Genomic DNA, 26,650 nt, shown 5'->3' on the forward strand with positions numbered 1-26,650 from the left:
GAATCCCAGGCGATTCGCCCCGGGACCGGTCGGCGGGGAGCCTAGCACCTGCAAGGCCCGCCGCAACGCCTCGGGCCCGCCGGGCTCTCGCCAAGCCGCCGTCCGTGCGAGGCCTTGGCACGTCGGGGGCCTGGATCCCGGGCTCCGCTTCGCGGACGCGGGACGACGAGGGGGACCGACTTCGGTCAGTCCTTCATGCGAAGACCAGGCCCGTCGTCGCGCCCCGTTCCGGCGCGACGTCCGAAACGGATCAGAACGCCTTGAGCACCTGCTCGGTGTGCTCGACCGAGACCGGCCCGGCGAAGCAGTGCGAGACCAGGGCGCGGTAATCCTGCCAGGGCTGCGAGCCGGTGAAGTCCTTGGTGTGGGCTTCCAGCGTGTCCCAGTGGATCATCAGGCGGTAGCGCTGGGGATGCTCGATCGAGCGGCGCACCTCGAAGGCGCGGCAGCCCTTGGCCGCCTTGAAGATCGCCGAGGCCTCGGTGATGCCGGCCTCGAACGCCGCCTCCATGCCGGGCTTGATCTCGATCTGCGCGATTTCGAGGATCATGGTGTCGGGTCCTTCGCTCGTGTGTGCCTAGGCGTGGAGGGGGCGGCCGAGCTTGGCCGCCAGGATACGCTGCGGGCTCAAGGCCGGATCGGCCTGGGCGGCGACCGGCAGGTAGGCGGTCTGCTCCAGCATGTAGCGGCCGCCCATCGCCCCGTGCATCACGAGGTCGGAGAAGGTCACCCAGGTCTCGCCGGGCCGGAACGCCACATCGGCCTGGGGGGCGCTCGCCTGATAGGTCTCGTCCTGCTTGAGCGCGTCGTGCAGGTGCAGCATCAGGTGGTCGTATTCGGAGCGCCGGGCCTTGGTGATCCGCAGGGCGGCGAGGACATGCGCCGCGAGCGGGGAATAGCGCGGCAGACGCGGCAGGAACTTTTCCGCCATCGACCCGAAATCCTCGCCGACCCGCCAGCGGCGGGGCTCGCCCTCCGGGTTGATGTTGCGGAACACCCGCAGGATCCGCTTCTCGCCGATCGGGTTCGACGGGAAGGCGTCGACATGCAGCCGCGTGTCGTCGCGCCGCCAGCTGAGCTTGCGCCGGTCGACGTCGAACGGGCGGTAGGAGGTCCCGGCCAGGCTCACCCGGTCGGCATAGTCCGGCAGGTAGGTGCCGATCAGATCCCGGGCGAAGGCGCGGTAGCGGATCAGGAGCTGGCGCAGGGCTTCCTGCTCCTCGGGCGTGCCGGCCGCGCCGCGCAGCTCGGCGGCCTCACCCCGGATGTTGACGTTCTTGGCCTTGCCGTCCGCGAAGGGCCGCTCGGTGAACCGGCGCTCGAAGGCGCTGAAGGGGAACGGCAGGTCCGGGAACAGCAGCACCGCGCCGGCTTCCAACTCCCGGGACAGGGACTCGGAGGTCTCGCCGGGGGCGACTGTGCGGATCGGGCTGATCATCGTGTGCGGGCTGAGCCTGCGTGGCCGAACGGGCGCAATCCTGTAGCCGAGCCGCCGCCGGGAGGCCAGGGGCCGCATTTCCGGTGGATGACATCGCCCGTCCACCGGCACCGCCCGCGGCACCGGCCGGGGGCGCTTGCGCAACCGCCGCGTTCCCGGCACGTTCCCCCCGACAGAACCGGCCCACGAGCCCGGCGGAGGATGGCGCCGATGGCGACCCTGAAGGAATTCGAGGAAGCCCTGCGCGAGCATGGCATGAACATGGCGCTGGCGCTGCTGGAGCGCCTGCGCGAGCGCGACCGCGCCACCCGCACGGTCAAGCCGGCCCGCCGGCTGACCGGCCAGAAGATGACGCCCGAGCTCGCCCGGGCGATCCTCGACCTGCACGCCTCCACGGGCATGACCCAGCAGGAGATCGCCTTCAAGGTCGGGGTCAACCAGGGCCGGGTCAACGAGGTGATCAAGCGCGGCAAGTGGCTGTCGGACGATCCCCAGGCCCCCGAGGCAGTCGCGCGGGACAAGGCGCTCGCCCGCATGCGCGGCGATCCCAAGCCGAAGAAGCCGCCCCTGGCCGCAGCCCGGCCCAAGGAACGCAAGGCGGCCGCTCCGAAGGCGCCCGCCAAGGCGCGCAACCAGGGTCAGCTGGCGCTCGGGGATCTGTAGGAAGAAGCGCCGCGTCGGAAGGGCGGCCCGGTCCTCAGGAGCCAGGCACCCGCGGTAGTTGGAGCGGGATAGATCCCATCCTTGTCCTCATCCTGAGGTGCCGTAGCGAAGCGGAGGCCTCGAAGGAGCCCTCCAGCTAGCCGCGCGCTCCCTGGAGGGCTCCTTCGAGGCGGCTACGCCGCACCTCAGGATGAGGGGAGGGTTGGAACGGCCGTATCTCCGCGCCGTCCCGACCTGATCAGTTCGCCGGCGCGAAATGCCCGCGGTAGCGGGCGCCGATCGCCTCGACCGGGAGCGCCACGAACACGTCGGTGGTGCCGAACTGATGGTCGACCACGGCGCCCTCCCCGAAGGTCGCGCCGAGCCGGAGATAGCCCTTGATCAGCGGCGGCAGCGCCTGCAGCGCCGCCTTGGGGTCCACCGCCTCGCGCGGCAGCCGGTCCATCGCCACCGCCCGCTCCGGCAGGGCCCGGGCGCGCCACTCCTCCGGGGCGCGGGCATGGTGGTGCAGGAACGAGAGCGGCAGGGCCAGCCGGTCCGGATCGGTGCCCTCCAGGCTGGCGCAGCCGATCAGCGCGTCGATCCGGTGGTGCAGGACATAGGCGTAGATCCCTTGCCAGAGCAGCTCGACGGTGCGCTTGCTCCGATAGGGCTTGAGCACGCAGGACCGGCCGAGCTCCAGCAGCCGGCGGTGCCCCTGCGCCGCCAGGATCGGCTCCAGGTCGTACTCGCCCTCGGAGTAGAAGCCGGCATGGCGCTCGGCGACCTCGCCGCGCAGCAACCTGTAGGTGCCGACCACCTTGGGGCGGTGCTCGACGAACGGCTTCTTCCGCCGCGGCGCGGCATGGTCCAGGACCAGGAGGTGGTCGCAGAGCGCGTCGTAACCGTCGGCATCACGTCGCGACAGAGCCGCCAGGCCGGTCGGAATCGCCGCCATCTCTTCGTAGAAGACCTTGAACCGCAGGCGCTGCGCGCGGCGGATCTCGGATTTCTTCGACGCGAGCCGCACCTCGAGATTGCCGATCCGGCCCAGGCTGCGCCCCTCGAACGGCTCGGGCAGGCGGATCGCCCGCTCCGCCGACAGGACGTCGGCGATGCCGGCCGGCCCGGGCTGGGCGAGCGCGTGGCGCCGGCGCAGCTTGGCGATCGGCGCGCCGACACCCCACTGCACGCCCTTCTGCCAGCCGGCTCCGAGCGCGCTGTAGGCTCCGCGGGCGAGATTGGCGACCATGGTCGGGTTCACTCCAGGTGCACGAGCGTGCACCGTCCGGACCCATTAAAGAGCACGAAGCCCACACGTCATTATGACAGCCGCAACACGAAAACGCCCCGGCCTGGGCCGGGGCGCTCCATCACGTTAGCGGGTTCTCAAGCCGGCGGCCGGATCAGGCCGCCTGCTGGACCGCGTCCTTGCGCACGTCACCCTCGATCACCGGCGCGGACGGGGTGCCGGCCGTGGCGATCTGGATGCGGCGGGGCTTCTTCGCCTCCGGAACCTCGCGCACGAGGTCGATGTGGAGGAGGCCGTTCTCCAGCGCCGCGCCGGTCACCTGGACGTGGTCGGCGAGCTGGAAGCGGCGCTCGAAGGAGCGGGCCGCGATGCCCTGGTGCAGGAACTCCGCCTTGGTCTCAGCCTTACGCTCGCCCTTCAGGGTGAGGGCATTCTCCCGGACCTCGATCGACAGGTCGGACTCGGTGAAGCCGGCGACCGCGACGGTGATGCGGTAGGCGTTCTCGCCGGTCCGCTCGATGTTGTAGGGCGGGTAGGTCGGCGCCGCCTCGGCGGTGGCGAACTGGTCGAGGGCAGAGAACAGACGGTCGAAACCGACGGTGGAACGATACAGGGGGGCGAGATCGAACTGACGCATGACATATCCTCGTACGAGCAACATGCAGGGCTGGTCCGCCCGATGGGCCGGACCCGTCTTTCGTGCCGCCTGACGGCCGGCACAACCGAGATATCGGGGGTGGAAAATCGGCCTTCAAGACCCGCGGCGAGGGCCGAATCCGAGATTTTTTCGGCTACGGTCACGCCGGCGCGCGGACGCAGGGAGGTGGCCCCGTGAGACGGTTCGACGGCGAGATCGGGCGGGAGCCGCCGCTCCTGACCCTGCGCGGCACGCCCGACAATCCGGTGCCGCCCGGCGGCACCCTGATCGCGGTCGGCACCCGCGACGACTGCACCCTGCGGGCGGCCTATTGGCAGACCACGGCGCGGACCTGCCGGGGCACAATCTGCCTGCTCCAGGGTCGGGCCGAGTTCATCGAGAAGTATTACGAGACCATCCAGGATCTGCGGACGCGCGGCTTCGCCGTGGTGGCGTTCGACTGGCGCGGCCAGGGCGAATCGGACCGGCGGGTCGGCGACCCGCACAAGGGCCACGTCGCCCGCTTCGATGATTACCGCCTCGACCTGAAGGCGGTGGCCGAGACGATTCTGGTGCCGCTGATGCCCGAGCCGCATGTCGGCCTGGCACACTCGATGGGCGGCTGCGTCGCCCTGATCGGGGCCCTCGACGGCTGGCTGCCGTTCCGGCGCCTGGTGACGGTGGCGCCGATGCTGTCGGTCCGGATGGTGCGCTGGCCCGCCGGGGCGGCGTTCCTGTCGCGGGCGCTGCACCGGATTGGGCTGGGCGACCGCTATATCCCTTTCGGCAAGCCGGTCTCGATCGCCACCAAGCCTTATGAGGGCAACCGCCTGTCGCGCGATCCTTTCCGCTACGCCCGCAACGCCGCCGCGGCCCGCCAGGTCGGCGCCGGTGCGGTCGGCGACCCGACGATCGCCTGGCTCGCCGAGGCGTTCCGGGCGATGGCGCGCCTGCGCGACCCCCGCGCCGCCCCGCGCATCACCCTGCCGACCCTGATCGTCGCGGCCGGCGCCGACCCGGTCTGCGGGACCCTGGACACGGAGCGGTTCGCGGCCCGGATGAAGGCCGGCCACATCCTCGTCCTGCCGGATTCCCGGCACGAGATCCTGAGCGAGCGCGACGCCATCCGGCAGGATTTCTGGGCGGCCTTCGACGCCTTCGTGCCGGGCTCGCCCCTGCCCTCCCATCAGGAGGTGGAGGCCCATCACGCCGTGCCGGTGGCCTGAGCCGGCGCATCACGGCAGGGCTCGAAACCGGGATCCCAAAGGGCCCAGCCCTTTGGCGGGGTGTCGGGGCGGAGTCCCGATGCATCGGGCGAAGCCCGACACCAGGGCTCCGCCCTGGACCCGCAAAAGGTCGGAGACCTTTTGAAACCAGGACTTTTGCGGTGCGGGCCGAGGGGTTTCAGCCCCCCAGGTCGGGGTCGATGTCCCGCGGGCGCACGAACCGCTCGAGCCGCCCCTGCCCCGGGCCGATCGCCGACCAGTCGGCCGTGTCGAAATCGATCACCGCGTAGGCGGCGGTGGGGAATTCCGTGGCGAGGCGCGTGCGCTCCTTGCGCGGCCCCTCCCCGGCCAGGGCCGTGGCGAGGTCGCCCAGGCCCGGATTGTGGCCGACGACGATCACGGTCTGCGCCGTATCGGGCGCGCCCCGGATCACGCCGAGGATGCGTTCGGCCGGCGCCTCGTAGATCTCGCGGTGGGATCGCATCTCCGGCGTGCCGAGGGCGGCGGCGATTGCCTCCCAGGTCTCCTGGGTCCGGGTCGCCGTGGAGACGAGGGCGAGGTCGGGCTTGATGCCCGCCTCGGCGAGGTGGGCGCCCACGGCCGGTGCGGCCCGGCGGCCGCGGTCGTTGAGCGGCCGTTCGTGGTCGGCGACGCCCGCCGGGCGGTCCGACTTGGCGTGCCGCAGCAGAATCAACCTGCGCATGGGGCTCAGTCCTTCTCGGCCTGGGAGGGTCGGCAGGCGCCTGGCGCGCTGCAATGTTATCGGGGCCGGGTTAGCTCAAAGCGCGGCGCGCGGGAACCTCGGCGGCCTTGTCCGGTTCGAAAGCCTGGGCCGCCGATGCAGGACAAGCCATGGCCGGCGGTCCCTGTCGAAGGAGGTCGCCCGATGGATCGATCGCCCCGCGTTTCCGAGATACTGTCCTGGTACGGGGCCGACAGCCCCGGCACGCTCACCAACCTCGCCCGGATGCTGGAGCACGGGCGTCTCGGCGGCACCGGCAAGATGCTGATCCTGCCGGTCGATCAGGGGTTCGAGCACGGCCCCGCCCGCAGCTTCGGCCCGAACCCGCCGGCCTACGACCCGCATTACCATTTCGAGCTCGCCCTGGCGGCGGGCTGCAGCGCCTACGCGGCGCCGCTCGGCTTCCTGGAAGCGGGCGCGCGCGATTATGCCGGGCGGATCCCGCTGATCCTCAAGCTCAACAACCACGACCTGCTGGCCGACGAGGACGACCCGGAGCAGGCGATCACCGGCTCGGTGGCGGACGCGCTGCGGCTCGGCGCCTGCGCCATCGGCTTCACGATCTATCCCGGCTCGACCCACCGCAACGCCATGTACGGCCAGATCCGGGAGATCGCCGAGGAGGCCAAGAGCGCCGGGCTCGCCGTGGTGATCTGGTCCTATGCGAGGGGCTCGGCCCTGTCGAAGGAGGGCGAGACCGCCATCGACGTGATCGGCTACGCCGCGCAGATCGCCGCGCAGCTCGGCGCCCACATCATCAAGGTCAAGCTGCCGACCGCCCATATCGAGCAGCCGGCCGCCAAGAAAGTCTACGAATCCACCGGCATCCCGATCGGCACCGCGGCCGAGCGGGTGCGCCACGTGGTGCAATGCGCCTTCAACGGGCGGCGGATCGTGATCTTCTCGGGGGGCGCCCAGACCGAGGAATCGAAGCTCCTCGACGAGATCCGCGCCATCCAGGCGGGCGGCGGCTTCGGCTCGATCGTCGGCCGCAACGCCTTCCAGCGCTCCAAGGCCGATGCCCTGAAGCTGCTGGGGCAGATCACCGACATCTATTCCGGTCGGGCCGGCTGAGGCTCAGCCGCCCCGCTGCTCCCGGCGCATCATGAAGGCGAGCTTCTCGAACAGGCTGACATCCTGCTCGTTCTTCAGGAGCGCGCCGTGCAGCGGCGGGATCAGCTTGCGGCCGTCGCGCTCGCGCAGGGTCTCGGGGGAAATGTCCTCGGAGACGAGGAGCTTGAGCCAGTCCAGCAGTTCCGAGGTCGAGGGCTTCTTCTTGAGGCCGGGCACCTCGCGGGTCTCGAGGAAGACCCGCAGGGCCTCCTCGACCAGGCGGTGCTTGATGCCCGGATAGTGGACCTCGACGATGCGCATCAGCGTCTCGGCGTCGGGGAACTTGATGTAGTGGAAGAAGCAGCGGCGCAGGAACGCGTCCGGCAGCTCCTTCTCGTTGTTCGACGTGATGATCACGATCGGCCGGCGCACGGCCGCCACGGTCTCACCGGTCTCGTAGACGTGGAACTCCATCCGGTCGAGCTCCGTGAGGAGGTCGTTGGGGAACTCGATATCGGCCTTGTCGATCTCGTCGATCAGCAGCACCGGGCGCTCGGGGGCGGTGAACGCCTCCCAGAGCTTGCCGCGCCGGATGTAGTTGCCGATGTCCGAGACTTTTGGGTCGCCGAGCTGCGAGTCGCGCAGCCGCGAGACCGCGTCGTACTCGTAGAGGCCCTGCTGGGCCTTGGTGGTCGACTTGACGTTCCAGACGATGAGCGGCGCGCCCAAGCCCTTGGCGATCTCCTCGGCCAGCACGGTCTTGCCGGTGCCGGGCTCGCCCTTGACCAGGAGCGGGCGCTCCAGGACCACGGCGGCGTTGACCGCGGCGGTCAGGTCGGGGGTCGCGACGTAGGACTCGGTTCCGGAAAATCGCATCGCGGTCTCGGAGAGGCTGGCCTGGGTGCAACCGGTAGCGCGTGCCGACGCCGCCCGGCAAGCGCGACGCCGTTTCCAATCCATCCCCCTCATCCTGAGGTGCCCGCGTCAGCGGGCCTCGAAGGAGGGCTCCAGGGATCGCGGTGCGTTCTGGAGGTCTCCTTCGAGGCCTCCGCTGCGCTCCGGCACCTCAGGATGAGGCTGAGGATTGGATCCGCGGGTCATTCCTGGGTTCGCCTCAACCCTTCTCGTGCCAGACGCAGTTCCGGGCCAGGATCTCCAGGTTCACGTCGGATTTCTGCGGCTGCGGCAGGGTCTTGGTGTCCATGGCGAGGTCGATCTTGATCTCGACCTGACCCTTCGACTCGTTGGAGCGGCGGGAGAAGTAGCAGTACTGCTGGTAGGGCTGGTCGGCGTTGTCCTTGAAGTTCCAGCCGGTGACGATCTGGCCGTCGAGATAGGGCACCTGCTTGAACACCGTGAAGGTGGTGTTCACGGCCGCCTTCGAGGCCGGGGCGGCGTCGCTGCCGAGCTGGGCCTTGGTGGGGGTCGGCGTGCCGCCGCCGAGCTTGGGCAGGCCCTCGAGCTTGAGGGTGTTGTCGGTCAGGGTGACCTCGCCCTTGGTCTTCAGGGTCACGTCCGAGAGCGCGGCCTGCATGGCGGCGGCGATCTTCTCGGCGGCCGTGTCGAACTGGTTGAGGGTCGCCCAGCCATAGGCCGCCGCCCCGACGCCGATGCCGGCCAGGCACGCGAAGGCGCCGAAGCCCAGCGCCCGGAACAGGAAGGCCCGGGCCGCGACGTAGCTCGAATCCGCGCGCAGGCGTGAATTCACCTGCTGGGCGAGGGCGACGTTCTCAGGGGTGCCGCCGGCGACGTAGTTCATGCGCCGGCTCCCGCGGCAGGTAGGGTCTGCTGGCCCGGAAGGGTCTGGCCGGGCAGGGTCTGCTGGCCCTGGGCCGGGCGGTTCATCGGGATCACCGCGCCCGTGGCGTTGGCCGCCCGGGGCAGGATCGGCTCGGGGTTCGAGCGCAGCGCGTCGGCGATCGCGTCGAGCATGAACGGCGCGGCCTCCGGATTCACGGCGGCACCGAGATCGTCCTCATCCATGAAGGTCCGGCGGGTCGAGACCGCGCAGAGCGCCAGGATGGTCGACGCGAAGGCGGCGCAGACGGCCGGCAGGAACACGAAGATCCGCAGGAAGGCGTGGACCTGGCTCTCGGTCACGTCGATCGGATCGACGCCGTAGACCATCGCGGTGAAGGAATGCAGCTGCGAGCGGTTGACCGCGTTCCGGTAGGCCTGCTCGGCATCGGCCACGCGCCGGTCGGCGGCGCCGGGATCGAGCGTCGCGCGCGCCTTGCGGGCCTCCTCGAGGCTCTTGATCAGGGCGGCGCGGTCGGCCGACGCCTTGGTGACGCCCGCCGACAGGGCGGCCACGCGCGGATCGGCCACGCATTTCAGGTTCTGGTACTTGCGGCCCTTGCTGTTGGTGCCGAACACCCGCTCGCAGCGCTGGGCCGGGAGGCCGGCGAGCTGCTGGGCGTTGTCGGAGGACCGCTTCTCGATCTGGTCGAGCTCGGCGGTGTACTGCGCCACCCGCTCGTCCGCCGCCTTGATGCGGTCGCCGATGGTGGCGCGGTCGGCCTGGGCGTCCTTCAGGGCGGTCTTGGTCCTGGCGGCCTCCATCAGGCGGGGGTGGAACATCATCTCGCCGAGCTGCGAGACCGACTTGGTGGTCACCCCGGCCGCGAAGATGATGCCGAGCACCGCGAGCCCGCGCACGAAATGCGAGCGCTGGGTCCGGGCCAGGATGCCGAGCGGCACCCGGCACAGCTCCACGGCGGCGTAGACCAGGGGCGCCAGCAGCATGAAGTAGAAGGCGTGCCAGTCGCCGTCGCTGTAGACGCCCGCGAACAGCCAGGCCCCCCAGAGCGAGGCGCCGATCACCATGAACTCGACCAGGTAGGCGATCGCGACGTAGCCCCACTTGATCCGGTAGCCGCGGTCGACGTGACGCTGGTGCTGCCACCGATCCGATTCGAGCTTCCACTCGCGGCGCTCGCGCGCGAGGTCGCGGCTCGGTGGCGCCTTGGGGCCAGAGAATATCGACTTGATGGAGATCATCGGCCTCGTCACATCCATCGGGTCCAGTCGTGGGCTCAGTCGTATCGTCGAAGGCGCGGCCCGGGCCGAACTTAACTGCCGGTTAACTCCAGCGTGTATGCGGGCATTGTGCCGATTTTGGGCCGCACCGCACCCATTCCCCGGTGGATCGTCGGCAAACGTCGTCCGGGTGGCGGAAATGTCTCACCGCAAGTGTGTATCCGGCTTGTGTCCGAGCGCACCTTGCCGGCCTTGCGGATCGCAAAAGCGGTTGCCCAGGGGGCGGGGTCGACCCATGATCGCGCATCCGTGATCGGCCTCCGCACCGGTCGGAAACAGGAGGTTCGATCCGCCGCCGATGCCAGAGGTCCATGCCGGCTCCTACAAGGAAGCGATCCTGTTCCTCGTGACGGCGGGCATCGTGGTGCCGTTGTTCCACCGCCTGCGGATCTCCCCGGTGCTGGGCTTCATCGGCGCCGGAGCCCTGCTCGGCCCCTTCGGCCTCGGACGGCTGGCCGACACGCATCCTTACGTCCACCTCTTCACCATCGGCAATCGCACCGAGATCTCGCACCTGGCCGAGTTCGGGGTGATCTTCCTGATGTTCATGATCGGGGTCGAGCTGTCGTGGGAGCGTCTGCGGACCCTGCGCCGGCTCGTCTTCGGCCTCGGCTCGCTGCAGGTCGGCTGCTCGACGCTGATCCTCGGGGCGATCCTGTACGGGCTGCAGGTGCCGCTCGCCGGCGCGGTGATCGTCGGCATCGGGCTCGCCCTGTCGTCGACCGCGGTGGTGCTGCCGGTCCTGGCCGAGCAGAAGCGGCTCAACGCCCCCTCCGGCCGCGCCAGCTTCGCGGTCCTGCTGTTCCAGGATCTCGCAGTCGCCCCGGTGCTGTTCGCCATCGCGGTCCTCGGCCGCGGCGACGAGGGCGACAAGGGCTGGGCGCTGGCCATGGCGCTGGGCCAGGCCGCCATCGCGCTGGTGCTGATCGTGGTCGCCGGCCGCCTCGCCCTGCGCCCGCTGTTCCAGCTCGTGGCGCGGACGCGCTCCACCGAGCTGTTCATGGCGGCCTGCCTGCTGGTGATCGTCGGCACCGCGCTCACGGCGGCGGCGAGCGGCCTGTCGATGACGCTGGGCGCCTTCGTGGCCGGGCTGCTGCTCGCCGAGACCGAGTATCGCCGGGCGATCGAGGCGACGATCGACCCGTTCAAGGGGCTGCTGCTCGGCGTGTTCTTCGTCTCGGTGGGCATGAACCTGGACCCGGCCCAGCTCATGGCGGCGCCCGGGGCGATCATCGGCCTGTCGCTGGCCCTCGTGCTGATCAAGGCCGCGGTGGTGATGATGGCGGCCCCCGCCCTCAAGATCTCCCGGCCGGTGGCGCTGGAGGCGGCCCTGCTGCTCGGGCCGGGGGGCGAGTTCGCCTTCGTGCTGATCGGCGGCGCCGTCGCCACCGGGCTGGTCCCGGAGGATGTCGGTGCGGCCGCCCTGATCGTGACCACGGTGACGATGATCATGATCCCGGCGCTCGCGGCCCTGGGCCGCCGGCTGAGCCGCCGCGCCACCAGCGCCGGCCTGGCCGCCATGAAGTCGGAGCCGCTGCCCGACAAGGTCGAGAACCGGGTGGTGATCGCGGGCTTCGGCCGCGTCGGCCGCCAGGTCGCCGAGATGCTGGACCGCCACGGGATCCCCTACCTCGCCCTCGATTCCGATGCGGCGCGGGTCGCCGAGCAGCGCCGCGCCGGTGCGCCGGTCTATTTCGGGGATTCCGGCAACACCGAGATCCTGCGCCGCTGCGACATCGCCACGGCGCGCGCCCTGGTGGTGACGCTCGACAACCCGCGGGCGGTCGAGCAGGCGGTGGCGGCGGCCCGGGCGGAGCGGCCGGATCTGACGATCGTCGCCCGCGCGCGCGATGCCCGCCACGCCTCGGCCCTGTACGAGCTCGGCGTCGACGACGCGGTGCCGGAGACGATCGAGGCCTCCCTGCAATTGTCGGAGGCGGTGCTGGTCGATGTCGGCGTGCCGATGGGCCTCGTGATCGCGTCGATCCACGAGCGGCGGGACGAGTATCGCGCGCTTTTGAAGAAGCGCGAGAACGAGGCCAAGCCGATTTTTCGCGCCCGGCGCACGGTCGGAAAAGCCCTCGGCAAGCCGCCGGCCAAGAAGGAGGCCGCGGCCGCGCGCCAAGAGGCGTGAGCGGGCCTGAGCCGGCCGATTCAGGCCGGGGCCAGATGGGCCTCGGCGTGCTTGGGCTGCCGCGACACGCGGTTGCGCGGTGCCGGCTCGAAGCCGTCGGCGAAGCTGCACCGGTAGACCAGCTCGTCCGCCGGCCCGAGGCCGGTGACCAGGGGGACGGTCACGGTGTCCCCCGAGAAGCGCCAGCCCCGCGCCCCCTTGTCCCAGTACAGCCACACGGTCCCGGGGAACCCCCGCAGGGTGAACACCGCGGCCTTGCGCGACAGGGCCTGCACGGCGCGCGGCGCGTACATGCCCTTGGCGCGGTAGGCCTCCCGGGTCGATTCGGGCTGGCGATCCATGAAGGTGTTGCGCACCAGTTGAATCGTGGCACCCGGCTTCCCGAGAAACCGCTTGAAATCCGTCAGATTCCGCAGGATGACCGCCATTGCAGGTCTCCTCGCTTCGCTTGGTGCGGCACGCGTCCTCGCGGCTGAACACACCTGATGCCTCGAGTTGAGCGATTCCCGTGACGGTTTCAGTGACTGCACGAGGCTTGGCCGCGCACATATCAACAGATTCGGCGACTTATGCCCAACTTATGAGTCTCCGCGCCCGCTGAAGACTCTCCGGGTGGCCCTGGACTAGGCCTTTGTCCCTGCCTGAATCTTGTCGACCATCGGCGACGACTCGCAGAACAGGCCCAGAAGTCCCGCCGGGCCCGGCCTGAACTTGGCTGATTCGCCCGGGCTTGACCCGGGCGTTTTGCTGGCGCGTTCTTCGGGGATGCTGCTGCAGTTCTTCACGGCCCTCCGGGACGCCAAGGTTCCCGTGTCCCTCAAGGAGTACCTGACCCTGCTCGGCGCCCTCGACCGGGGCTTGGCCGAGCACGACGTCGAGGCCTTCTACTTCCTGTCGCGCACGGCGCTGGTGAAGGACGAGGCGCATCTCGACCGGTTCGACCGGGTGTTCGGCACCGTGTTCAAGGGGCTGGAGACCCTCGGCGAGGCGGTGGCGCCCACGGCGGTTCCCGAGGAATGGCTGCGCAAGCTCGCGGAGAAGTACCTGACCGAGGCCGAGAAGGCCGAGTTGCAGGCACTCGGCTGGGACAAGCTGTTCGAGACGCTCAAGCAGCGGCTGGCCGAGCAGAAGGAGCGCCACCAGGGCGGCTCGAAGTGGATTGGCACCGGCGGGACCTCACCGTTCGGCGCCTATGGCTACAATCCCGAGGGCATCCGGATCGGCCAGGACGGGAACCGCAACTTCCGCGCGGTGAAGGTCTGGGACAAGCGCGAATTCAAGGATCTCGACGACGACCGCGAGATCGGCGCGCGCAACATGCGGATCGCGCTGCGCCGGCTGCGCCGCTTCGCCCGGACCGGGGCGGCGAAGGAGCTCGACCTCGACGGCACGATCCGCGAGAGCGCCCGCCAGGGCTATATCGACGTGCGGCTGCGGCCGGAGCGGCGCAACGCGGTCAAGGTGCTGCTGTTCCTGGACGTCGGCGGCTCGATGGACTGGCACATCGAGCAGGCGGAGGCGCTGTTCTCGGCGGCACGCTCGGAGTTCAAGCACCTCGCACATTACTACTTCCACAACTGCCCCTACGAGGCGGTCTGGACCGAGAACCGCCGCCGGCACGAGGCCAGGACCCCGCTGCCGGAGGTGATCCGCACCTATGGCAGCGACTACCGGGTGGTGTTCGTGGGCGACGCCTCGATGAGCCCCTACGAGATCGCTACGCCGGGCGGCTCGGTGGAGCATTGGAACGAGGAGCCCGGCGCCGTGTGGCTGCAGCGGCTCCTCGACCATTTTCCGAAGGCGGCGTGGCTGAACCCGGTGCCGGAGACCCACTGGGGCTACACCCAGTCGATCGGGATGGTGCAGCGGCTCGTGGGCGGCCGCATGTTCCCCCTAACCCTCGACGGGCTCGACGCGGCGGCCCGGGCGCTGGTGCGGTGAGGGCTGCTACCCCTGCTGCGCCGGGGTCGAGACGACCAGCCCGTCGAGATTCGGCGCGATCTTGATCTGGCAGGACAGGCGGGAATTCTCGCGCACGTCGGAGGCGAAATCGAGCATGTCCTGCTCCATGTCCTGGGCCTTGCCCACGACGTCGATCCAATCGTCGGCCACGTAGACGTGGCAGGTGGCGCAGGCGCAGGCGCCGCCGCATTCCGCGTCGATGCCCGGGACGTTGTTGCGCAACGCCGTCTCCATCACGGTCGCGCCGACGCTGCCTTCGACGGTCCTCTCCGTCCCGGCGTGGTCGACGTAAGTGATCTTGGGCATGCTCGGCTCCGGGCTCGCGTCGAGCGGCCTCGCTTCGACGGGCGGGGTGACTGCTTGGCGGCTGAGGCCGTGGAATGCAAGCGCGGCGGCGGCGGTCCGTTCCGGATCGATCGCCGCATCGGCGCGCTCAGCCGGAACGCGCGCCCCGGATTTAGAGCGTGCGTCGCCCAAGGGGATACCCGAGGGGATAGCCGTTCGGCGAGGGCGTCAGCTCACTGCGCGGGCTCGATCTCGGCCAGCGCCGCCGCGACGGCCTGAACGAGCGCGTCGAGCGCGGCCGGCTCGGCGCCGGCGCGCAGCTGTGCCTCGACGGCGTCCGCGCAGGCCCGGACCCGCGTGGCGCCGACGCCGGCGGCCGATCCCTTCAGGGTGTGGGCGAGGTCGGCGCGCTGAGGGACCGGCAGGGCCAGGTCGGTGAGCCGGGGCAGGATCGATCGGCATTGCCCGGCGAACAGCGCCAGCACCTCATGAGCCAGCTCCGCGTCGCCGCCGGTCTGCGCATCGAGCTCCGCACGGTCGATGGCCAGCATGCTCGCACTCCCGGAATCCGCAATCTTCTGGGGGTTGCCGAACCGATCCCCATGATTCACCCCCCGATTCGCTGGACGGGGATCGCGCAGGGCCCCTCATCTGCGCCAAGATGGTGGGGCCGGAAGGCAGCGGCTCCAGTAACCATACCGGTAACGGTTTCTGGGGTCGGCCGGCGGCTCGGGTATCGGCAATCGGTGTCCGCGTCTAATCCTGTAATGGTAAACGGGAAGTTGCGTCTCTGGCATCAGCCTCCCCAGGTGCCGGTGAAACCCGTGTGACGAGGCGTTGAATGGCGACCGAGAAGAAGCTGAAGGACCCGGCCGAGGCCGCGCTCTCTGCGATCGAGCAGGCGCTGAACCTCGACGCCCTGACGCCGACCGGCACCGAGAGCCGCGCCGAGCCGCGCCTGCCCGATGTCGGGGATGCCGATCCCCTGCTCGACGGCGCCCTCGATCCGGCCGGCCGCCAGACGCCGCCGCGCCTCGACCTCGACCCGCCGCTGGCTTCCGACCTGCCCCCGCCCGGCCGCGAGCGCCCGCGCCGCGAGGGCGGCCTGCTGCCGCCCGACCGCTCGCTGGTGGCGAATGACGACCGGCGCAACATCGGCATCCTGCAGCAGACCCTGCGGGTGCGGTCCTCGCCCAAGCCCTATATTTTCGCCCTCCTGGCCGGCCTCGCCTGGATCGCCGGCCTGGTTCTGGTCGCCTGGCTGCAATCCGGCGGCGACCTGCGCGGCGTCGTCTCGGGCCTCACCGCCCTCCAGGCGACGGTGGGCGCTGCCGCCCTGCTCGGCCCGGTCGTCCTGTTCGTGATCGCCGCCATGCTGGCGGCCCGGGCCCAGGAGATGCGCCTCGTCGCCCGCGCGGTCGGCGAGGTCGCGGTGCGCCTGGCCGAGCCCGAAAGCTTCTCCACCGATGCCGTCCTGACCATGTCGCAGACCGTGCGCCGGGAAGTCGCCGCGGTCGGCGACGGCGTCGAGCGTGCGCTCGCCCGGGCCGGCGAGCTGGAGACCCTGGTCCGCGGCGAGATCGCCACCCTGGAGCGGGCCTATTCCGACAACGAGATCCGCATCCGCTCCCTGGTCGAGGAACTGGTCGCCCAGCGGGAATCCATCGTCACCAACGCCGAGCGCGTGCGCGGCGCGATCACCGGCTCGCACCAGAGCCTGAGCCAGGAGCTGGAGGGCGCGTCCGAGCGGATCGTCATGGCGCTGACCGGCGCCGGCGAGCGCGTGACCGGGGCGCTCGACGCCCGCGGCGCGGCCATCACGGCCTCCCTGGGCGACGCGGGCGACCGGGTCGTCAACCTGATGACCGGGCGCGGCGACGAGCTGATCGAGAGCCTGGCGAACACCAGCGAGAGCGTGCGCGGCAGCCTCCTGGAGGTCGGCGAGACCCTGACGCGGGCCTTCGAGACCCGCGCCCGCGACGTGAGCGGCGCCTTCGAGGCGACCGGGAATGCCCTCACCGGGCGGATCGCCGAGAGCACCGCCTCCGTCGCCCAGAGCCTGGCCGAGACCGGCCTGCGCGTCAGCGAGACCCTGGAGCGCCAGGGCGGCGTCGTGCGCGAGAGCTTCGAGCGCTCGGTCATCGGCCTCGAGAACGCCTTCCTGTCGCGGGGCTCCGAGCTGACGGAGCGCTTCGGCGCGATGGGGACCCAGATCACCGCGCGCTTCGCCGAGACGGGCGCCGCGCTCACGCAGGACATCGCCGGCCGCGGCCTGGCGCTGCGCAGCGAGATCGAGAATGCCGGCCTCTCCGTCGCCGAGGCGATCGAGAGCCGCGGCCGCGACGCGCAGGCCGCCCTCGCGCTCGCCATGGGCGGCGTCGGCGAGACGCTGACCAACCAGGCCGGCACGGTGCGCGACGAGTTGATCGGCACCGCCGAGCGGATCGCCGAGACGATCTCGGAGCGCGGCAACGCCCTGGCCGAGCGGATGGACGGGATCGCCGCGCGCCTGCACGACACCGTGACGGTGCAGGCCTCGGATCTCGAGACCCGCGTCGAGGCCGCGGCCGAGCGGGCCGGCGGCCACATCACCGACCGGACCCAGGCCGCCACCCAGACCTTGGAAACCGCCTTCTCGGCGCTGGGCCACGGCTTCGAGGCCGGGGCCGCCGCCGCCGTCCAGTCCCTGCGCGGCTCCGCCAGCGCGGTCACCGGCGAGGTCGAGGCCCATACCCGCGACGCCTCCGCCCGCCTGGTCGATACCCTCCAGACCCTGCGCCACGGCTCGGCCGAGGTGACCGGCGCCGTCGAGGCCGAGACCGCGAGCCTGCTCGCCCGCTTCCGCGACGCCGCCGACCGCGCCGGCACCGAGTTCGGCGAGCGCGGTTCCGCGGCGGTGACCGCCCTGCGCGCCGCCCTGGACGACCTCAACCGCGAGCTGTCGGCCCGCACCAGCGATGCCACCGGCAGCCTGTCGCAGGCCGCCCGCGCCATCTCGGACGACCTCGCCGCCCGCATCGGCGAGATGGAGGCGGCCTTCGGCGCGCACGGCAAGGGCGTCGCCGAGCTCCTGGCCAGCCACGCCGAGGAGACCCAGACCCGGATCAGCGGCACCGGCCGCGACATCGTGCTCGCGGTGGCGAGCCAGGGCGCCCGCATCGCCGACACGCTCAGCCAGACCGGCGCGAGCTTCGCCGAGACCGCGGACGGCCGTGTCCGGGCCATCGACGAGACGCTGGGCAGCCGCCTCGCCGCCCTGCAGGAGACCATCGCCCGCGGCGACATCCTGGCCGACCGCATCGGCCGCGACACGGCCCATCTCGGCGAGACCGTCGGGGCGCGGCTGGAGGAGATGGACCGGCTCATCACCGTCAAGGGCCAGGCCGTGGCCGAGACCATCGCGACCCGCGCCCGCGAGGCCGGCAGCCTGGTCGAGACCCATCTCGGTACGCTCGAGGAGCGCTCGGCCAAGCGCGCGGCCGAGATCGGCGAGCTCGTGGCGAACCTGGTCGACCATGTCGACAACCGGATCGACTCCCGCGGCAAGGCCCTGGACGAGGCGCTGGCCGCCCGGACCGGTGAGATGGCCCGGATCATGGACGAGAGCAGCCGCAACCTGGTCGCGGTGCTCGATGGCCGGGCCGAAGGGCTCGGGCAGGATATCGACCGGCGCACCGCCGAGATGGCCCGCCGCATCGCGGGCAGCGCGGAGCATTTCGACGCCGGCGTCATCAATCGCCTGCAGGAGATCGCCAACGCTCTGGAGGAGCGCGCCCGCCTGGTGGACGAGAGCTTCGGCGTGCAGGCCTTCGAGGCGATCCGCCTGATCGAGGCGCGCACCCGCGCGGTCGACGAGGAGCTGGCCGGCCGGACCCGCGACCTGGTCGCCACGATCACCGACCGGACCGGCGGGATCGACAAGGCGATGGCCGACAGCATCGGCACCCTCACCGGCGCCGTCGCGGAATCGACGCGCGTCCTCGAAGCCTCGCTGTCGGGCCGCATCCAGGAGATCGTCCAGCTGGTCGACGAGCGGGCCCAGAGCGCCGACGCGGCCCTCTCCGCCCGCACCGAGGCCGTGCGCGCGGCCTTCGCCGAGCGCTCGGAGCTGCTGGCGAAGCTGATCGACGAGCGCATCACCGCCATGTCGAGCGAGCTCGATGAGAAGGGCCGGACCGTGTTCGGGGCGATCGGCGGCCGCATCACCGAGCTGGCGCGCCTGTTCGACCGCGGCGGCACCTCGCTGGCCGAGCTGATCGACCAGCGCGGCGAGAGCGTCCTGGCCAAGCTCCAGCAGACCATCGCGGATGCCGAGCGCATGCTCGAGGCCGGCGAGGGCCGCCTGGGCCACACCCTGTCGAGCCGCACCGCCGACATCAGCGGCCTGCTCGACGAGGGCGTGCGCTCGGTCCACGGCCTGCTCGACGACCGCACCAACCAGATCCGCGTGATGCTGGACGGCCATGCCGGCACCCTGGCCAGCACCCTCGACGGCCGCATGGGCCCGCTCAACGAGGCGCTGGATACCCGCGGCCGCGCCCTGATCGCCGCCGTCGAGGAGGCCTTCGGCAGCGCCGCCGGCAGCCTCGATTCCCGGACGCAGGCGCTCGGCAGCCTGTTCGACGAGCGCCTCGGGCACCTGGAGAACCTGGTCGAGGGCCGCGGCAACCGTCTCGCCGAGACCCTGGATGCCCGCGCCCAGGGCCTGCGGACCCTGTTCGAGGAAGCCCACAACGCCCTCGACGCGGTGGTGGAGGGCGGCGGTGGCCGCTTCGCCGCCTCGGTCGACACCAAGATCCAGGCCCTCCGGACGATGCTGGAGGAGGCGCCCGCCGCCGTCACCGCTCTGGTCGAGACCCGCGAGCGCCAGCTCGCCGCGACGCTCGACAGCCGCACGCAGCGCCTGCGCGCCCTGTTCGAGGAGGCCCAGGCCGGTCTGCGCGACCTCGTGGAGGTGCGCGGCCAGGAACTCGCCGACACGATCACGACCCGGACCGAGGGCCTGCGCCAGACCCTCGACGCCGCCCCCACCGACATGGCCGACCTGCTGGACGCGCGCTTCGCCGACCTGCGGGCCCTGTTCGAGCGGGCCCAGGCGGAGATCGACCGCCTGGTCGATGGCCGCAGCCGCGAGATCGCCGGGACGATCGAGCACCGGACCCAGGCCCTGCAGAGCGCGATCGAGCAGGCGAGCCCGGCCATCGCCGGCCTCCTCGAAGCGCGCGAGAGCCAGTTCGCCGAGGCGTTCGAGACGCGCAGCGGCCAGCTCCAGACCCTGTTCGAGCGGGCGCAATCCAGCCTCGAGGTCTCCGTGGAGAACCGGGGCCGGGAGATCGCCATGGCGGTCCAGGCGCGCACGCAGGATCTGCGCAACCTCCTCGACGCGGCGCCCACGGGCGTGGCCGCCCTCCTGGATGCCCGGATCGAGACCCTGCGCGCGACCTTCGACGAGGCGCGCTCGGCGATCGAGGCGCTCGTCAACGAGCGCAGCCAGTCGCTGCTCGAGGCCGCCCAGGGCCGCACGGGCTCGCTGGTCGAGGCCTTCGACGCGCGGATCCGCGACCTGGACGGCGTCGTGGAAGGGCGCACCGCCGCCCTGGTGCAATCGGTGGAGGCCCAGAGCGAGGCGCTCGCCCGCGGGGTCGATGCCCGCGCCGACGCCTTCACCCAGCGCATCGACAGCCGGATGCGGTTGTTCGCGACGCTGGTCGCTCAGCGCGCCGAGACGCTGGCCAACGCCTTCGACGACCGCCACGATGCGTTCGCGGGTCTCATGGACGAGCGCACCGCCAGCCTGGTCGCGGCGCTCGACGAGCGGGCGCGGGCGCATGCTGAGCAGGTCGACGCGCACAACGCCGCCCTGGCCGAGACGCTCAGCCGGCGCGAGGCCGCTTTGGCGGGCCTGATCGACGCCCGCACCGAGGCTTTGGGGGCCGGCTTCGAGCGCCGGGCCACCGCCCTGGGCGCGCTGGTCGATGCCCGCGGCGAGGCCCTGTCGCGCCGTCTCGCGGAGAGTGCCGAGGCGCTGGTCCGCGCCATCGAGGAGAAGGGCGGGGCGCTGATCGCCAGCGTCGACGGTAGCGGCCGTGCGGTCGGGGACAGCCTGGAAGGGCATGTCGAGCGCCTGCGCGCCGCCATCGACGGGCCGATGCTCGACCTGTCGCGGGCCCTGGCCGACCGGGCCGATTCGATCGAGCGGGTGCTGATCGAGACCGGCGTGCCGCTCGCCGAGACCCTGCGGCTTCAGACCGAGGAACTGGCCGCGCAGTCGCGGGCCTCGGCCGAGCTGCTGCGCGCGGCCATCGACGACGGTGCCGGCCGCGCCCTCACCGAGCTGTTCGAGACCAACGACCGGCTCGGCCGGGAGCTGGGCGCCGTCCTCCAGCGGATCGAGGGTGCCAACGCGGCGCTCAGCGAGCTGGTCTCCGGAGCCGGCACCAATCTCGGCGCGATCGAGCAGGGCCTGGCCGGCCGGGTCGAGCAGGTCCAGTCGGCCCTGCAGCGGATCGCCTCCGAGACCGGCCGCGCCACCGCGGGCGTCGCGGCCCAGGTCGAGGCTCTACGCGAGGTCGCCAACACGGCGCTGCGCGAGGCGTCGGGCCTCGCCGAGACCCTCGACGGCCGCGGCCGCGCGCTCGGCGAGCAGACCTCCGTGCACGTGTCGGCGCTGGACCGGGCGGCCTCGTCGCTCGCCGAGATCGAGCAGCGGCTGGGGGCGACCCTGTCGGGCCGCGAGGCGGCGCTCGCGGAGGCGCTGGCCGGCTTCGAGGCGCGCGCCAGCGCCCTGGAGCAGCAGGGCAACGCCCTGTCCGAGACCATCGAGCGGACGCTGCGGACCGCCGAGGAGCGCGCCCGCGCCGTCGGTGAGTCGCTCACGCGCTCGGCGGAGGGTGCGGGGGCTTCGGTCACCAGCGCCTTCGAGGGCCTGAAGGACAGCGCCGGGGCCGAGAGCGAGAAGGCGGCCCAGGGCGTGCGCCGGGCGATCGAGGAGGCGGCGCGGGAGATGCGCAGCGGCCTCGACGAGGCGCAGACCAAGTTCGGCGCCTCCGTCTCGTCCCTGCGGGACATGGCGGGCTCGATCCGCGGCGAACTCGACGCGACCCGCGCCGAACTCGCCCGGGGCGTCCTCGACCTGCCGCGGGAGACGCAGGATGCCACCGGCGAGATGCGCCGCGTGGTCGCCGATCAGATCAAGGCGCTCAACGAGCTGTCGGCCCTGGTGTCCCGGACCACGCGGTCGGTGGACGTCGCCCAGCCGCAGGCCCAGCGGCGGGTGGCGGAGGGCGGGTCCCGCGCCGCCGCGGCACCGCAGGCCAGCAGCGCTCCGGCTCCGTCCGCGCCGCCGGCTCAGGCTGCCCCGGCTCCGTCCCTGCCGGCGGCGCCGGCCCGGGCCGCGACCGGTCCGGCCCGGATCGAGGCGCCGCGGCCCTCCGCGACCGCCCGTCCCGTCGCCATGACGGCCGGCGGTGCCAAGCGCGGCTGGCTGTCCGACCTGCTGACCCGCGCCTCCCTGGACGAGGACGACGATGCCGAGCCGGCGGCCACCAATGCCGCCGCCCCGGCCCCGTCGGGCCGCCCGTCCCAGCCGCAGGCGCCGTCCCAGGCCCCTGCCGAGACCGGGCGGATCGCCCTCGATACGATCTCGACCGACATCGCCCGGATGATCGAGCACCGGACCGTGGTCGACCTGTGGGAGCGCTACCGGCGCGGCGAGCCGAATCTGTTCGACCCGCGCATCTACACCCCGCAGGGCCGGACCACCTTCGCGGAGATCCAGCGCCGCTACCGCTCGGACGCGGAGTTCCGCCGCAGCGTCGACCGCTACGTGGGTGAGTTCGAGCGGCTGCTCGGCGACGTGGTCAAGAACGACAGCGACGCCAAGCGGACCGACGCCTACCTCACCTCGGAGACCGGCAAGGTCTACACGATGCTGGCCCATGCCAGCGGGCGGTTCGACGGGGCGTAGGACGACGGCCGGCGCGGGCGCTCCGAGAGCCCCGCGCCGGCGAGACCCGGTCAGCGCCGGCCTGACCGGGCGATGACAATCGCACGATTGCTCCGGCCACAGGATATCCCATCCACCCCCTCATCCTGAGGTGCCGCAGCGCAGCGGAGGCCTCGAAGGAGCTCTCCAGCCGGCCGCGCGATCCCTGGAGGGCTCCTTCGAGGCCCGCTGGCGCGGGCACCTCAGGATGAGGGCTTTGGAGGGACAGATCGGGTCGGCGGGCCCCTACAGGAGGCCGAGGCCGACCAGCTCGCGGCGCAGCGCCTCGGGCATCTCGGCGAGGTCGCCCGATTGTCCGGCGCCGAGATCGGCCGGCGCGTCGCGCCCCGTGAGATAGCGCCAGCCCTGGAACGGACGGCACGGCCGGGGCGTCACCGGAATCAGGCGCGGGTCGAAGACCAGCCGGCAGCGCGGGATGCCGTCCTCGCCGGTCAGCTTCTCGATCGCGGTGATCGCCTGCCGGCAGGACAGGGTCCCGCGGATCACCCAGTAAATCGAGCCCTTTCCGGCGATCTCGCGATGGCGCTTGGGCAGGGTGCGGGTGACGTGGAACGGGTCGGCCGGCCGGCCGTCGCGCAACGCCTCGTCCCGGTACCGTTCCTGACGGGCTTCGAGGTCGGCGATGGAGGCGGGTCCGACGCAGAGCTTGATCAGGTTCAGGGCCACGGGGTTTTCGTCTCACGACCCTCGGCGGGCGGGGGCCCCTGATAGCAGGGCCGCTCCGCGCCGTCAGGCGAACAGGGCGAGCCGCTGCTCCGGCGGCAGCGCGTCGATCGCGGCGAAGCTCAGGATCGGCCCGCCCGGTTCGGCGGCGGGCTCGGGGGAGGCCGCCACGAGGTCGGCCCAATCCTCCGCCGGCGCGGCATCAGCAGATCCGTCCTCGGCATCAGCGTCGTCGTCGAGCCCGTCCGGGTCGGCCGTCTGGACCATCTCGGACCCCTCCCCGTCCGAGACCGGCACGAACACGATATCCTCGTGGAGCGGCGGGCTTCCGGGCTGGGCGACGAGGGCGGCGGCCGTGACGGCCGGAACCTCCATCGCGATGTAGCGGTCGATGTCGCTCTGGCAGAGATCGGAGGGCTGGGCCTGCGGGCCGGCGCCCGCGGCCGGATCGCCCGGCATCGGCGGGATCGGTTCGGCGGCGCTGCCCCAGATCGCGATCATCGAGGCCAGCCGGTCCTCGAGATAGCGCAGGGTGTAGACGATCCGAGCGGTGCGCTGGGCGGTGAGGTCCTGGAACGAGCAGGCGGTGTAGATCGCGGTCGCGTGCCGATCGAGGGCGTCGCAGGTCGTCGCGTCGGCGCCGCGCTCGCGCAGGGTCCAGGCCGCCTCCTGGATCGCCTCGGCCGAGCCGAGGATGTCGGAGGTCGCCTGCTCGGTCTCGCGCACGATCGCGTCCAGCGCCAGCGAGGCCTGCGTCAGGCGGGTCGGCTCGTTGTCGCGGGCGCTGATCGCGGCGATCTCGGCCTTGGTCTGGCTGATCGCCGCGGCCATCTCGACGAGGTTGCCGTGCAGCTGCCCGACGGTCTGCTGATCCCGGTCGGCGGTCACCGCGTGTTCGAGCCGGCGCATGGCCCCGAGCAGCATCTCGGTCTCGGCGGCGCGGTGGCGGCGGGCATATTCGGCCAGGAACCAGCGCCCGCGCTCGCTGAGGCACATGGTCGCCTCGATCGCCTCGTACTCGGCGAGGGCGCCTGCAGGGGCTGAACCGGACATGGGATCCCTCCGAACCCGAAAGGCCGGCGCGGCGACGGCCGGCACAGGGCGCGACCCGGAGGCCGGCAAATTGACAGGGAGGGTTTAACGGGCGCTTACGGCGCACAGGTCCGAGAGCATCCTCCGCCTCCCATCCGGGAACCTCCATCCTTGCATCGCCCGTCCGGCCCGGCGCGCCTGTCGCTGCTCTACGCCGTCGTCTTCACCGAGATCGGCATCGCGATGCCGTTCATGCCGATCTGGCTCGACGGCCTCGGCCTCGATGCCGGGGTGATCGGCGTGCTCCTGGCCCTGCCGATCGCGACCCGGATCGTCGCGACGGCGCCGCTGATGAGCCTGCTCGACCGGGGGCTGGGCCCGCGCCGGCTGATCCTGCTCGGCAGCCTCGCCCTCAGCCTGACCTACGCGCTGATGCCGGGGGCCGCCGGGATCGGCTGGCCCCTGCTCGCGCTGCTGATCCTGCTCAACGCGGTGGCCGGCGCGCCGCTGGTCCCCTGCATCGATTACCTGACGCTCGCGGCCGTGCGCCGGGACGCCCGCCTGGTCTACGCCCGGATCCGGATGGCCGGCTCCATCGCGTTCCTGCTGGCCAACCTGGCGGGGGGATTCCTGCTCTCGGCGCTGGGCGGGCAACTCGCGGTGCCGCTGCTGCTCACCGGCCTCGCCCTGGCGGCGGGCCTCGTGGCCTGGCGCAGCCGCTCGGTCGTGGCCCTGCCGCAGGTGCCGACCGGCGCCGACAGGCCGCGCCTGCCGCTCAAGCTCTGGCTCTGCATCGGCGCCGCGGCGGCGATCCAGGCGAGCCACGGGGCGATCTACGGGTTCGGCAGCATCTACTGGACGAGCCAGGGCATCGGGCCGGTCTGGGTCGGCGCGCTCTGGGCCACCGGGGTGCTGTCCGAGATCGCGCTGTTTGCCGGAATCACCGCCCTGCCCGCGTCCTGGCGCAGCCCCGTGCGGCTCCTGACCCTCGGCGCCGGCGCAGCGATCCTGCGGGCGATCGGCATGTACCTCGTCGGCGACCACCTGGCCGCGCTGGTGCCGCTCCAGGGCCTGCACGGCCTGACCTTCGGGGCGACGCAGCTCGGCGCGATGGCGGCGGTCTCGGCCTTCGCCCCGGAGGGCGCGCGCGGGCGGGCGCAGGGCACGCTCAGCGCCGTCAATGCCGGCATCTCCGTGGTGGCGACCCTGGCGAGCGGCCTGGCCTACCGGGCCGGCGGCCCCCTCGCCTTCCTGCTGATGGCCCCGCTCGCCGCCGGCGGCCTGGCCCTGGCGCGCGCCTCCGGCCGCGCCGATCGGCTGACGTTAGACACGGATCGTCAACCGTAATGTCGACATAACCCCACGGCAGGGTGGTGCCTCAATCGAGGAGTGAAGGTCTTGCTGAGCGAGGGCATGGTTCCCGGCGCGTCGCTGCGGGACCGGCCGGCCGACGGCCGGTTGGCGCTCGACGGGCGCTGGACCGCCGACCAGGCGCCGACCGTCGAGGCGAATGCGGCGCGTCTGCTGGCGGCCGGGCGGGCCGGTCCCGTGGCGGCCGATCTCTCCGGGATCGAGCGCCTGGACACGCTGGGCGCCTGGGTGCTCGAGCGGACCCGCGCCGAGATCGAGCAGTCCGGGGGCAGGCTGACCTATGTCGGCGTGCGGCCCGAGCATCGCACCCTGCTGGGCGAGGTGCGCCTGCGCGAGCCGGATTCCGCGCCGCCGGCCCGGCCCGGCCTGATCCTCGGCGCCCTCGACACGATCGGCCGCGAGACCGTGCGGGGCGGGCGCGAATTCGTCACCGCCCTCGCCTTCCTGGGCGAGGTGATCGCCGCCTGCGGGCGCGTGGCCCTGCGGCCGGGCACGTTCCGGGGCACGGCGCTCGTCAACCAGATCCAGCAGGTGGCGTTCAACGGCACGCCGATCATCGTGCTGATCTCGTTCCTGGTCGGCGGCATCGTCGCCCAGCAGGGCATCTTCCAGCTCCAGCGCTTCGGCGCCCAGACCTTCGTGGTCAACCTGATCGGGCTGCTGATCCTGCGCGAGATGGGCGTGCTGCTCACCTCGATCATGGTGGCGGGCCGGTCCGGCTCGGCGATCACCGCCGAGATCGGCTCGATGCGCATGCGCGAGGAGGTCGACGCCCTGCGGGTGATGGGCCTCGATCCCGTCGAGATCCTGATCGTGCCGCGGGTCCTGGCCCTGATGGTCGGCCTGCCGATGCTGACCCTGATCGGCGACCTGGCGGCGCTCACCGGCGGCGGCCTCACCGCCATGCTGTATGGCGGCCTGACGCTCGATCAGTTCCTGGTCCGGCTCCAGGCGGCGGTGGGCGTGCACCACGTCATGGTCGGGCTGATCAAGGCGCCGTTCATGGCGCTGATCATCGGGATCCTCGCCACGATCGAGGGCTTCGCCGTGGAGGGCTCGGCCGAATCGCTGGGCCGCCACGTCACCGCCTCAGTCGTGAAGTCCATCTTCATGGTCATCGTCCTCGATGGATTGTTCGCGGTGTTCTTCGCCGCGATCGATTTCTGAGC

At 71.8% G+C, this 26,650-nt stretch carries 21 protein-coding genes; 8 read left to right on the plus strand and 13 right to left on the minus strand.

Annotation, left to right across the window (positions count from 1 at the left end; genetic code table 11):
• Positions 1–250: 250 nt before the first annotated feature.
• Both BMZ47_RS04890 and kdoO read right to left on the minus strand, forming a co-directional pair.
• A complete protein-coding gene (locus BMZ47_RS04890; protein WP_007568328.1) occupies positions 251–550 on the minus strand; it encodes an antibiotic biosynthesis monooxygenase family protein in 300 nt (99 codons plus the stop codon).
• A gap of 27 nt (positions 551–577) precedes the next feature.
• Entirely contained in the window at positions 578–1,438 is an 861-nt protein-coding gene (gene kdoO / locus BMZ47_RS04895) for a Kdo hydroxylase KdoO (protein WP_091859285.1), read from the minus strand.
• A gap of 210 nt (positions 1,439–1,648) precedes the next feature.
• Here kdoO and BMZ47_RS04900 point away from each other — a divergent pair, with 210 nt between their 5' ends.
• On the plus strand, positions 1,649–2,101 hold the full coding sequence (locus tag BMZ47_RS04900) for a hypothetical protein (protein WP_007568323.1): 453 nt from the start codon (positions 1,649–1,651) through the stop codon (positions 2,099–2,101).
• A 238-nt stretch (positions 2,102–2,339) separates the two neighbouring features.
• On the opposite strand, the gene olsB is transcribed toward BMZ47_RS04900, so the two are convergent.
• Positions 2,340–3,332, minus strand: coding sequence for a l-ornithine N(alpha)-acyltransferase (gene olsB, locus BMZ47_RS04910; RefSeq protein WP_091859288.1), 993 nt, complete (start codon positions 3,330–3,332; stop codon positions 2,340–2,342).
• Positions 3,333–3,486: 154 nt separating this feature from the next.
• Positions 3,487–3,969 (minus strand): Hsp20 family protein, encoded by a 483-nt coding sequence (locus tag BMZ47_RS04915; protein ID WP_007568319.1) that lies wholly within the window; start codon positions 3,967–3,969, stop codon positions 3,487–3,489.
• A gap of 194 nt (positions 3,970–4,163) precedes the next feature.
• Here BMZ47_RS04915 and BMZ47_RS04920 point away from each other — a divergent pair, with 194 nt between their 5' ends.
• Positions 4,164–5,195 carry an alpha/beta fold hydrolase gene (locus tag BMZ47_RS04920; RefSeq protein WP_007568317.1) on the plus strand — a complete coding sequence of 344 codons (1,032 nt, stop codon included), beginning with the start codon at positions 4,164–4,166 and terminating at the stop codon, positions 5,193–5,195.
• Between the two features lie 178 nt (positions 5,196–5,373).
• Here the strand turns inward: BMZ47_RS04920 and BMZ47_RS04925 are convergent, their stop codons facing one another.
• On the minus strand, positions 5,374–5,898 hold the full coding sequence (locus BMZ47_RS04925; protein ID WP_091859293.1) for a SixA phosphatase family protein: 525 nt from the start codon (positions 5,896–5,898) through the stop codon (positions 5,374–5,376).
• A 183-nt stretch (positions 5,899–6,081) separates the two neighbouring features.
• Here BMZ47_RS04925 and BMZ47_RS04930 point away from each other — a divergent pair, with 183 nt between their 5' ends.
• Positions 6,082–7,011, plus strand: a complete 930-nt coding sequence (locus BMZ47_RS04930) for a class I fructose-bisphosphate aldolase (RefSeq protein WP_091859296.1) — start codon at positions 6,082–6,084, stop codon at positions 7,009–7,011.
• A 3-nt stretch (positions 7,012–7,014) separates the two neighbouring features.
• Here BMZ47_RS04930 and BMZ47_RS04935 read toward each other — a convergent pair whose 3' ends face one another.
• The 3 genes from BMZ47_RS04935 to BMZ47_RS04945 form a co-directional block, all read right to left on the minus strand.
• Positions 7,015–7,866, minus strand: a complete 852-nt coding sequence (locus BMZ47_RS04935; protein WP_091859300.1) for an AAA family ATPase — start codon at positions 7,864–7,866, stop codon at positions 7,015–7,017.
• A gap of 238 nt (positions 7,867–8,104) precedes the next feature.
• Positions 8,105–8,749, minus strand: coding sequence for a hypothetical protein (locus BMZ47_RS04940; protein ID WP_007568312.1), 645 nt, complete (start codon positions 8,747–8,749; stop codon positions 8,105–8,107).
• Entirely contained in the window at positions 8,746–10,008 is a 1,263-nt protein-coding gene (locus BMZ47_RS04945) for an ATPase (RefSeq protein WP_091859304.1), read from the minus strand. The genes BMZ47_RS04940 and BMZ47_RS04945 overlap by 4 nt, the downstream gene beginning before the upstream one ends.
• Before the next feature lie 319 nt (positions 10,009–10,327).
• Here BMZ47_RS04945 and BMZ47_RS04950 point away from each other — a divergent pair, with 319 nt between their 5' ends.
• Positions 10,328–12,163 carry a cation:proton antiporter domain-containing protein gene (locus tag BMZ47_RS04950; RefSeq protein ID WP_007568310.1) on the plus strand — a complete coding sequence of 612 codons (1,836 nt, stop codon included), beginning with the start codon at positions 10,328–10,330 and terminating at the stop codon, positions 12,161–12,163.
• Positions 12,164–12,183: 20 nt separating this feature from the next.
• Here BMZ47_RS04950 and BMZ47_RS04955 read toward each other — a convergent pair whose 3' ends face one another.
• Positions 12,184–12,591 (minus strand): hypothetical protein, encoded by a 408-nt coding sequence (locus BMZ47_RS04955; RefSeq protein ID WP_007568309.1) that lies wholly within the window; start codon positions 12,589–12,591, stop codon positions 12,184–12,186.
• A gap of 337 nt (positions 12,592–12,928) precedes the next feature.
• On the opposite strand from BMZ47_RS04955, the gene BMZ47_RS04960 reads away from it, so the two are divergent.
• Positions 12,929–14,104, plus strand: a complete 1,176-nt coding sequence (locus BMZ47_RS04960) for a vWA domain-containing protein (protein WP_091859306.1) — start codon at positions 12,929–12,931, stop codon at positions 14,102–14,104.
• A 6-nt stretch (positions 14,105–14,110) separates the two neighbouring features.
• On the opposite strand, the gene BMZ47_RS04965 is transcribed toward BMZ47_RS04960, so the two are convergent.
• Positions 14,111–14,431 (minus strand): 2Fe-2S iron-sulfur cluster-binding protein, encoded by a 321-nt coding sequence (locus BMZ47_RS04965; RefSeq protein WP_007568306.1) that lies wholly within the window; start codon positions 14,429–14,431, stop codon positions 14,111–14,113.
• Positions 14,432–14,643: 212 nt separating this feature from the next.
• The gene (locus BMZ47_RS04970; RefSeq protein ID WP_091859309.1) at positions 14,644–14,961 is read right to left on the minus strand and encodes an Hpt domain-containing protein; all 318 of its coding nucleotides are present in this window, start codon (positions 14,959–14,961) and stop codon (positions 14,644–14,646) included.
• Between the two features lie 290 nt (positions 14,962–15,251).
• Here BMZ47_RS04970 and BMZ47_RS04975 point away from each other — a divergent pair, with 290 nt between their 5' ends.
• Positions 15,252–22,376, plus strand: a complete 7,125-nt coding sequence (locus BMZ47_RS04975; protein WP_091859312.1) for an apolipoprotein A-IV repeat region-like domain-containing protein — start codon at positions 15,252–15,254, stop codon at positions 22,374–22,376.
• 264 nt (positions 22,377–22,640) lie between these two features.
• Here BMZ47_RS04975 and BMZ47_RS04985 read toward each other — a convergent pair whose 3' ends face one another.
• Entirely contained in the window at positions 22,641–23,081 is a 441-nt protein-coding gene (locus BMZ47_RS04985; protein WP_007560584.1) for a DUF1489 family protein, read from the minus strand.
• Positions 23,082–23,144: 63 nt separating this feature from the next.
• Positions 23,145–24,131: a hypothetical protein gene (locus BMZ47_RS04990; RefSeq protein WP_091859318.1), complete on the minus strand. Its 987-nt coding sequence runs from the start codon at positions 24,129–24,131 to the stop codon at positions 23,145–23,147.
• Between the two features lie 150 nt (positions 24,132–24,281).
• Here BMZ47_RS04990 and BMZ47_RS04995 point away from each other — a divergent pair, with 150 nt between their 5' ends.
• Together BMZ47_RS04995 and BMZ47_RS05000 are read left to right on the plus strand one after the other, a co-directional pair.
• A complete protein-coding gene (locus BMZ47_RS04995; RefSeq protein WP_091859321.1) occupies positions 24,282–25,457 on the plus strand; it encodes an MFS transporter in 1,176 nt (391 codons plus the stop codon).
• 66 nt (positions 25,458–25,523) lie between these two features.
• Entirely contained in the window at positions 25,524–26,648 is a 1,125-nt protein-coding gene (locus BMZ47_RS05000; RefSeq protein ID WP_091859744.1) for an ABC transporter permease, read from the plus strand.
• Positions 26,649–26,650: the final 2 nt, after the last annotated feature.

Origin of the sequence: Methylobacterium brachiatum (genome assembly GCF_900113845.1) — a bacterium.
Taxonomy (GTDB): Bacteria; Pseudomonadota; Alphaproteobacteria; order Rhizobiales; family Beijerinckiaceae; genus Methylobacterium; species Methylobacterium brachiatum.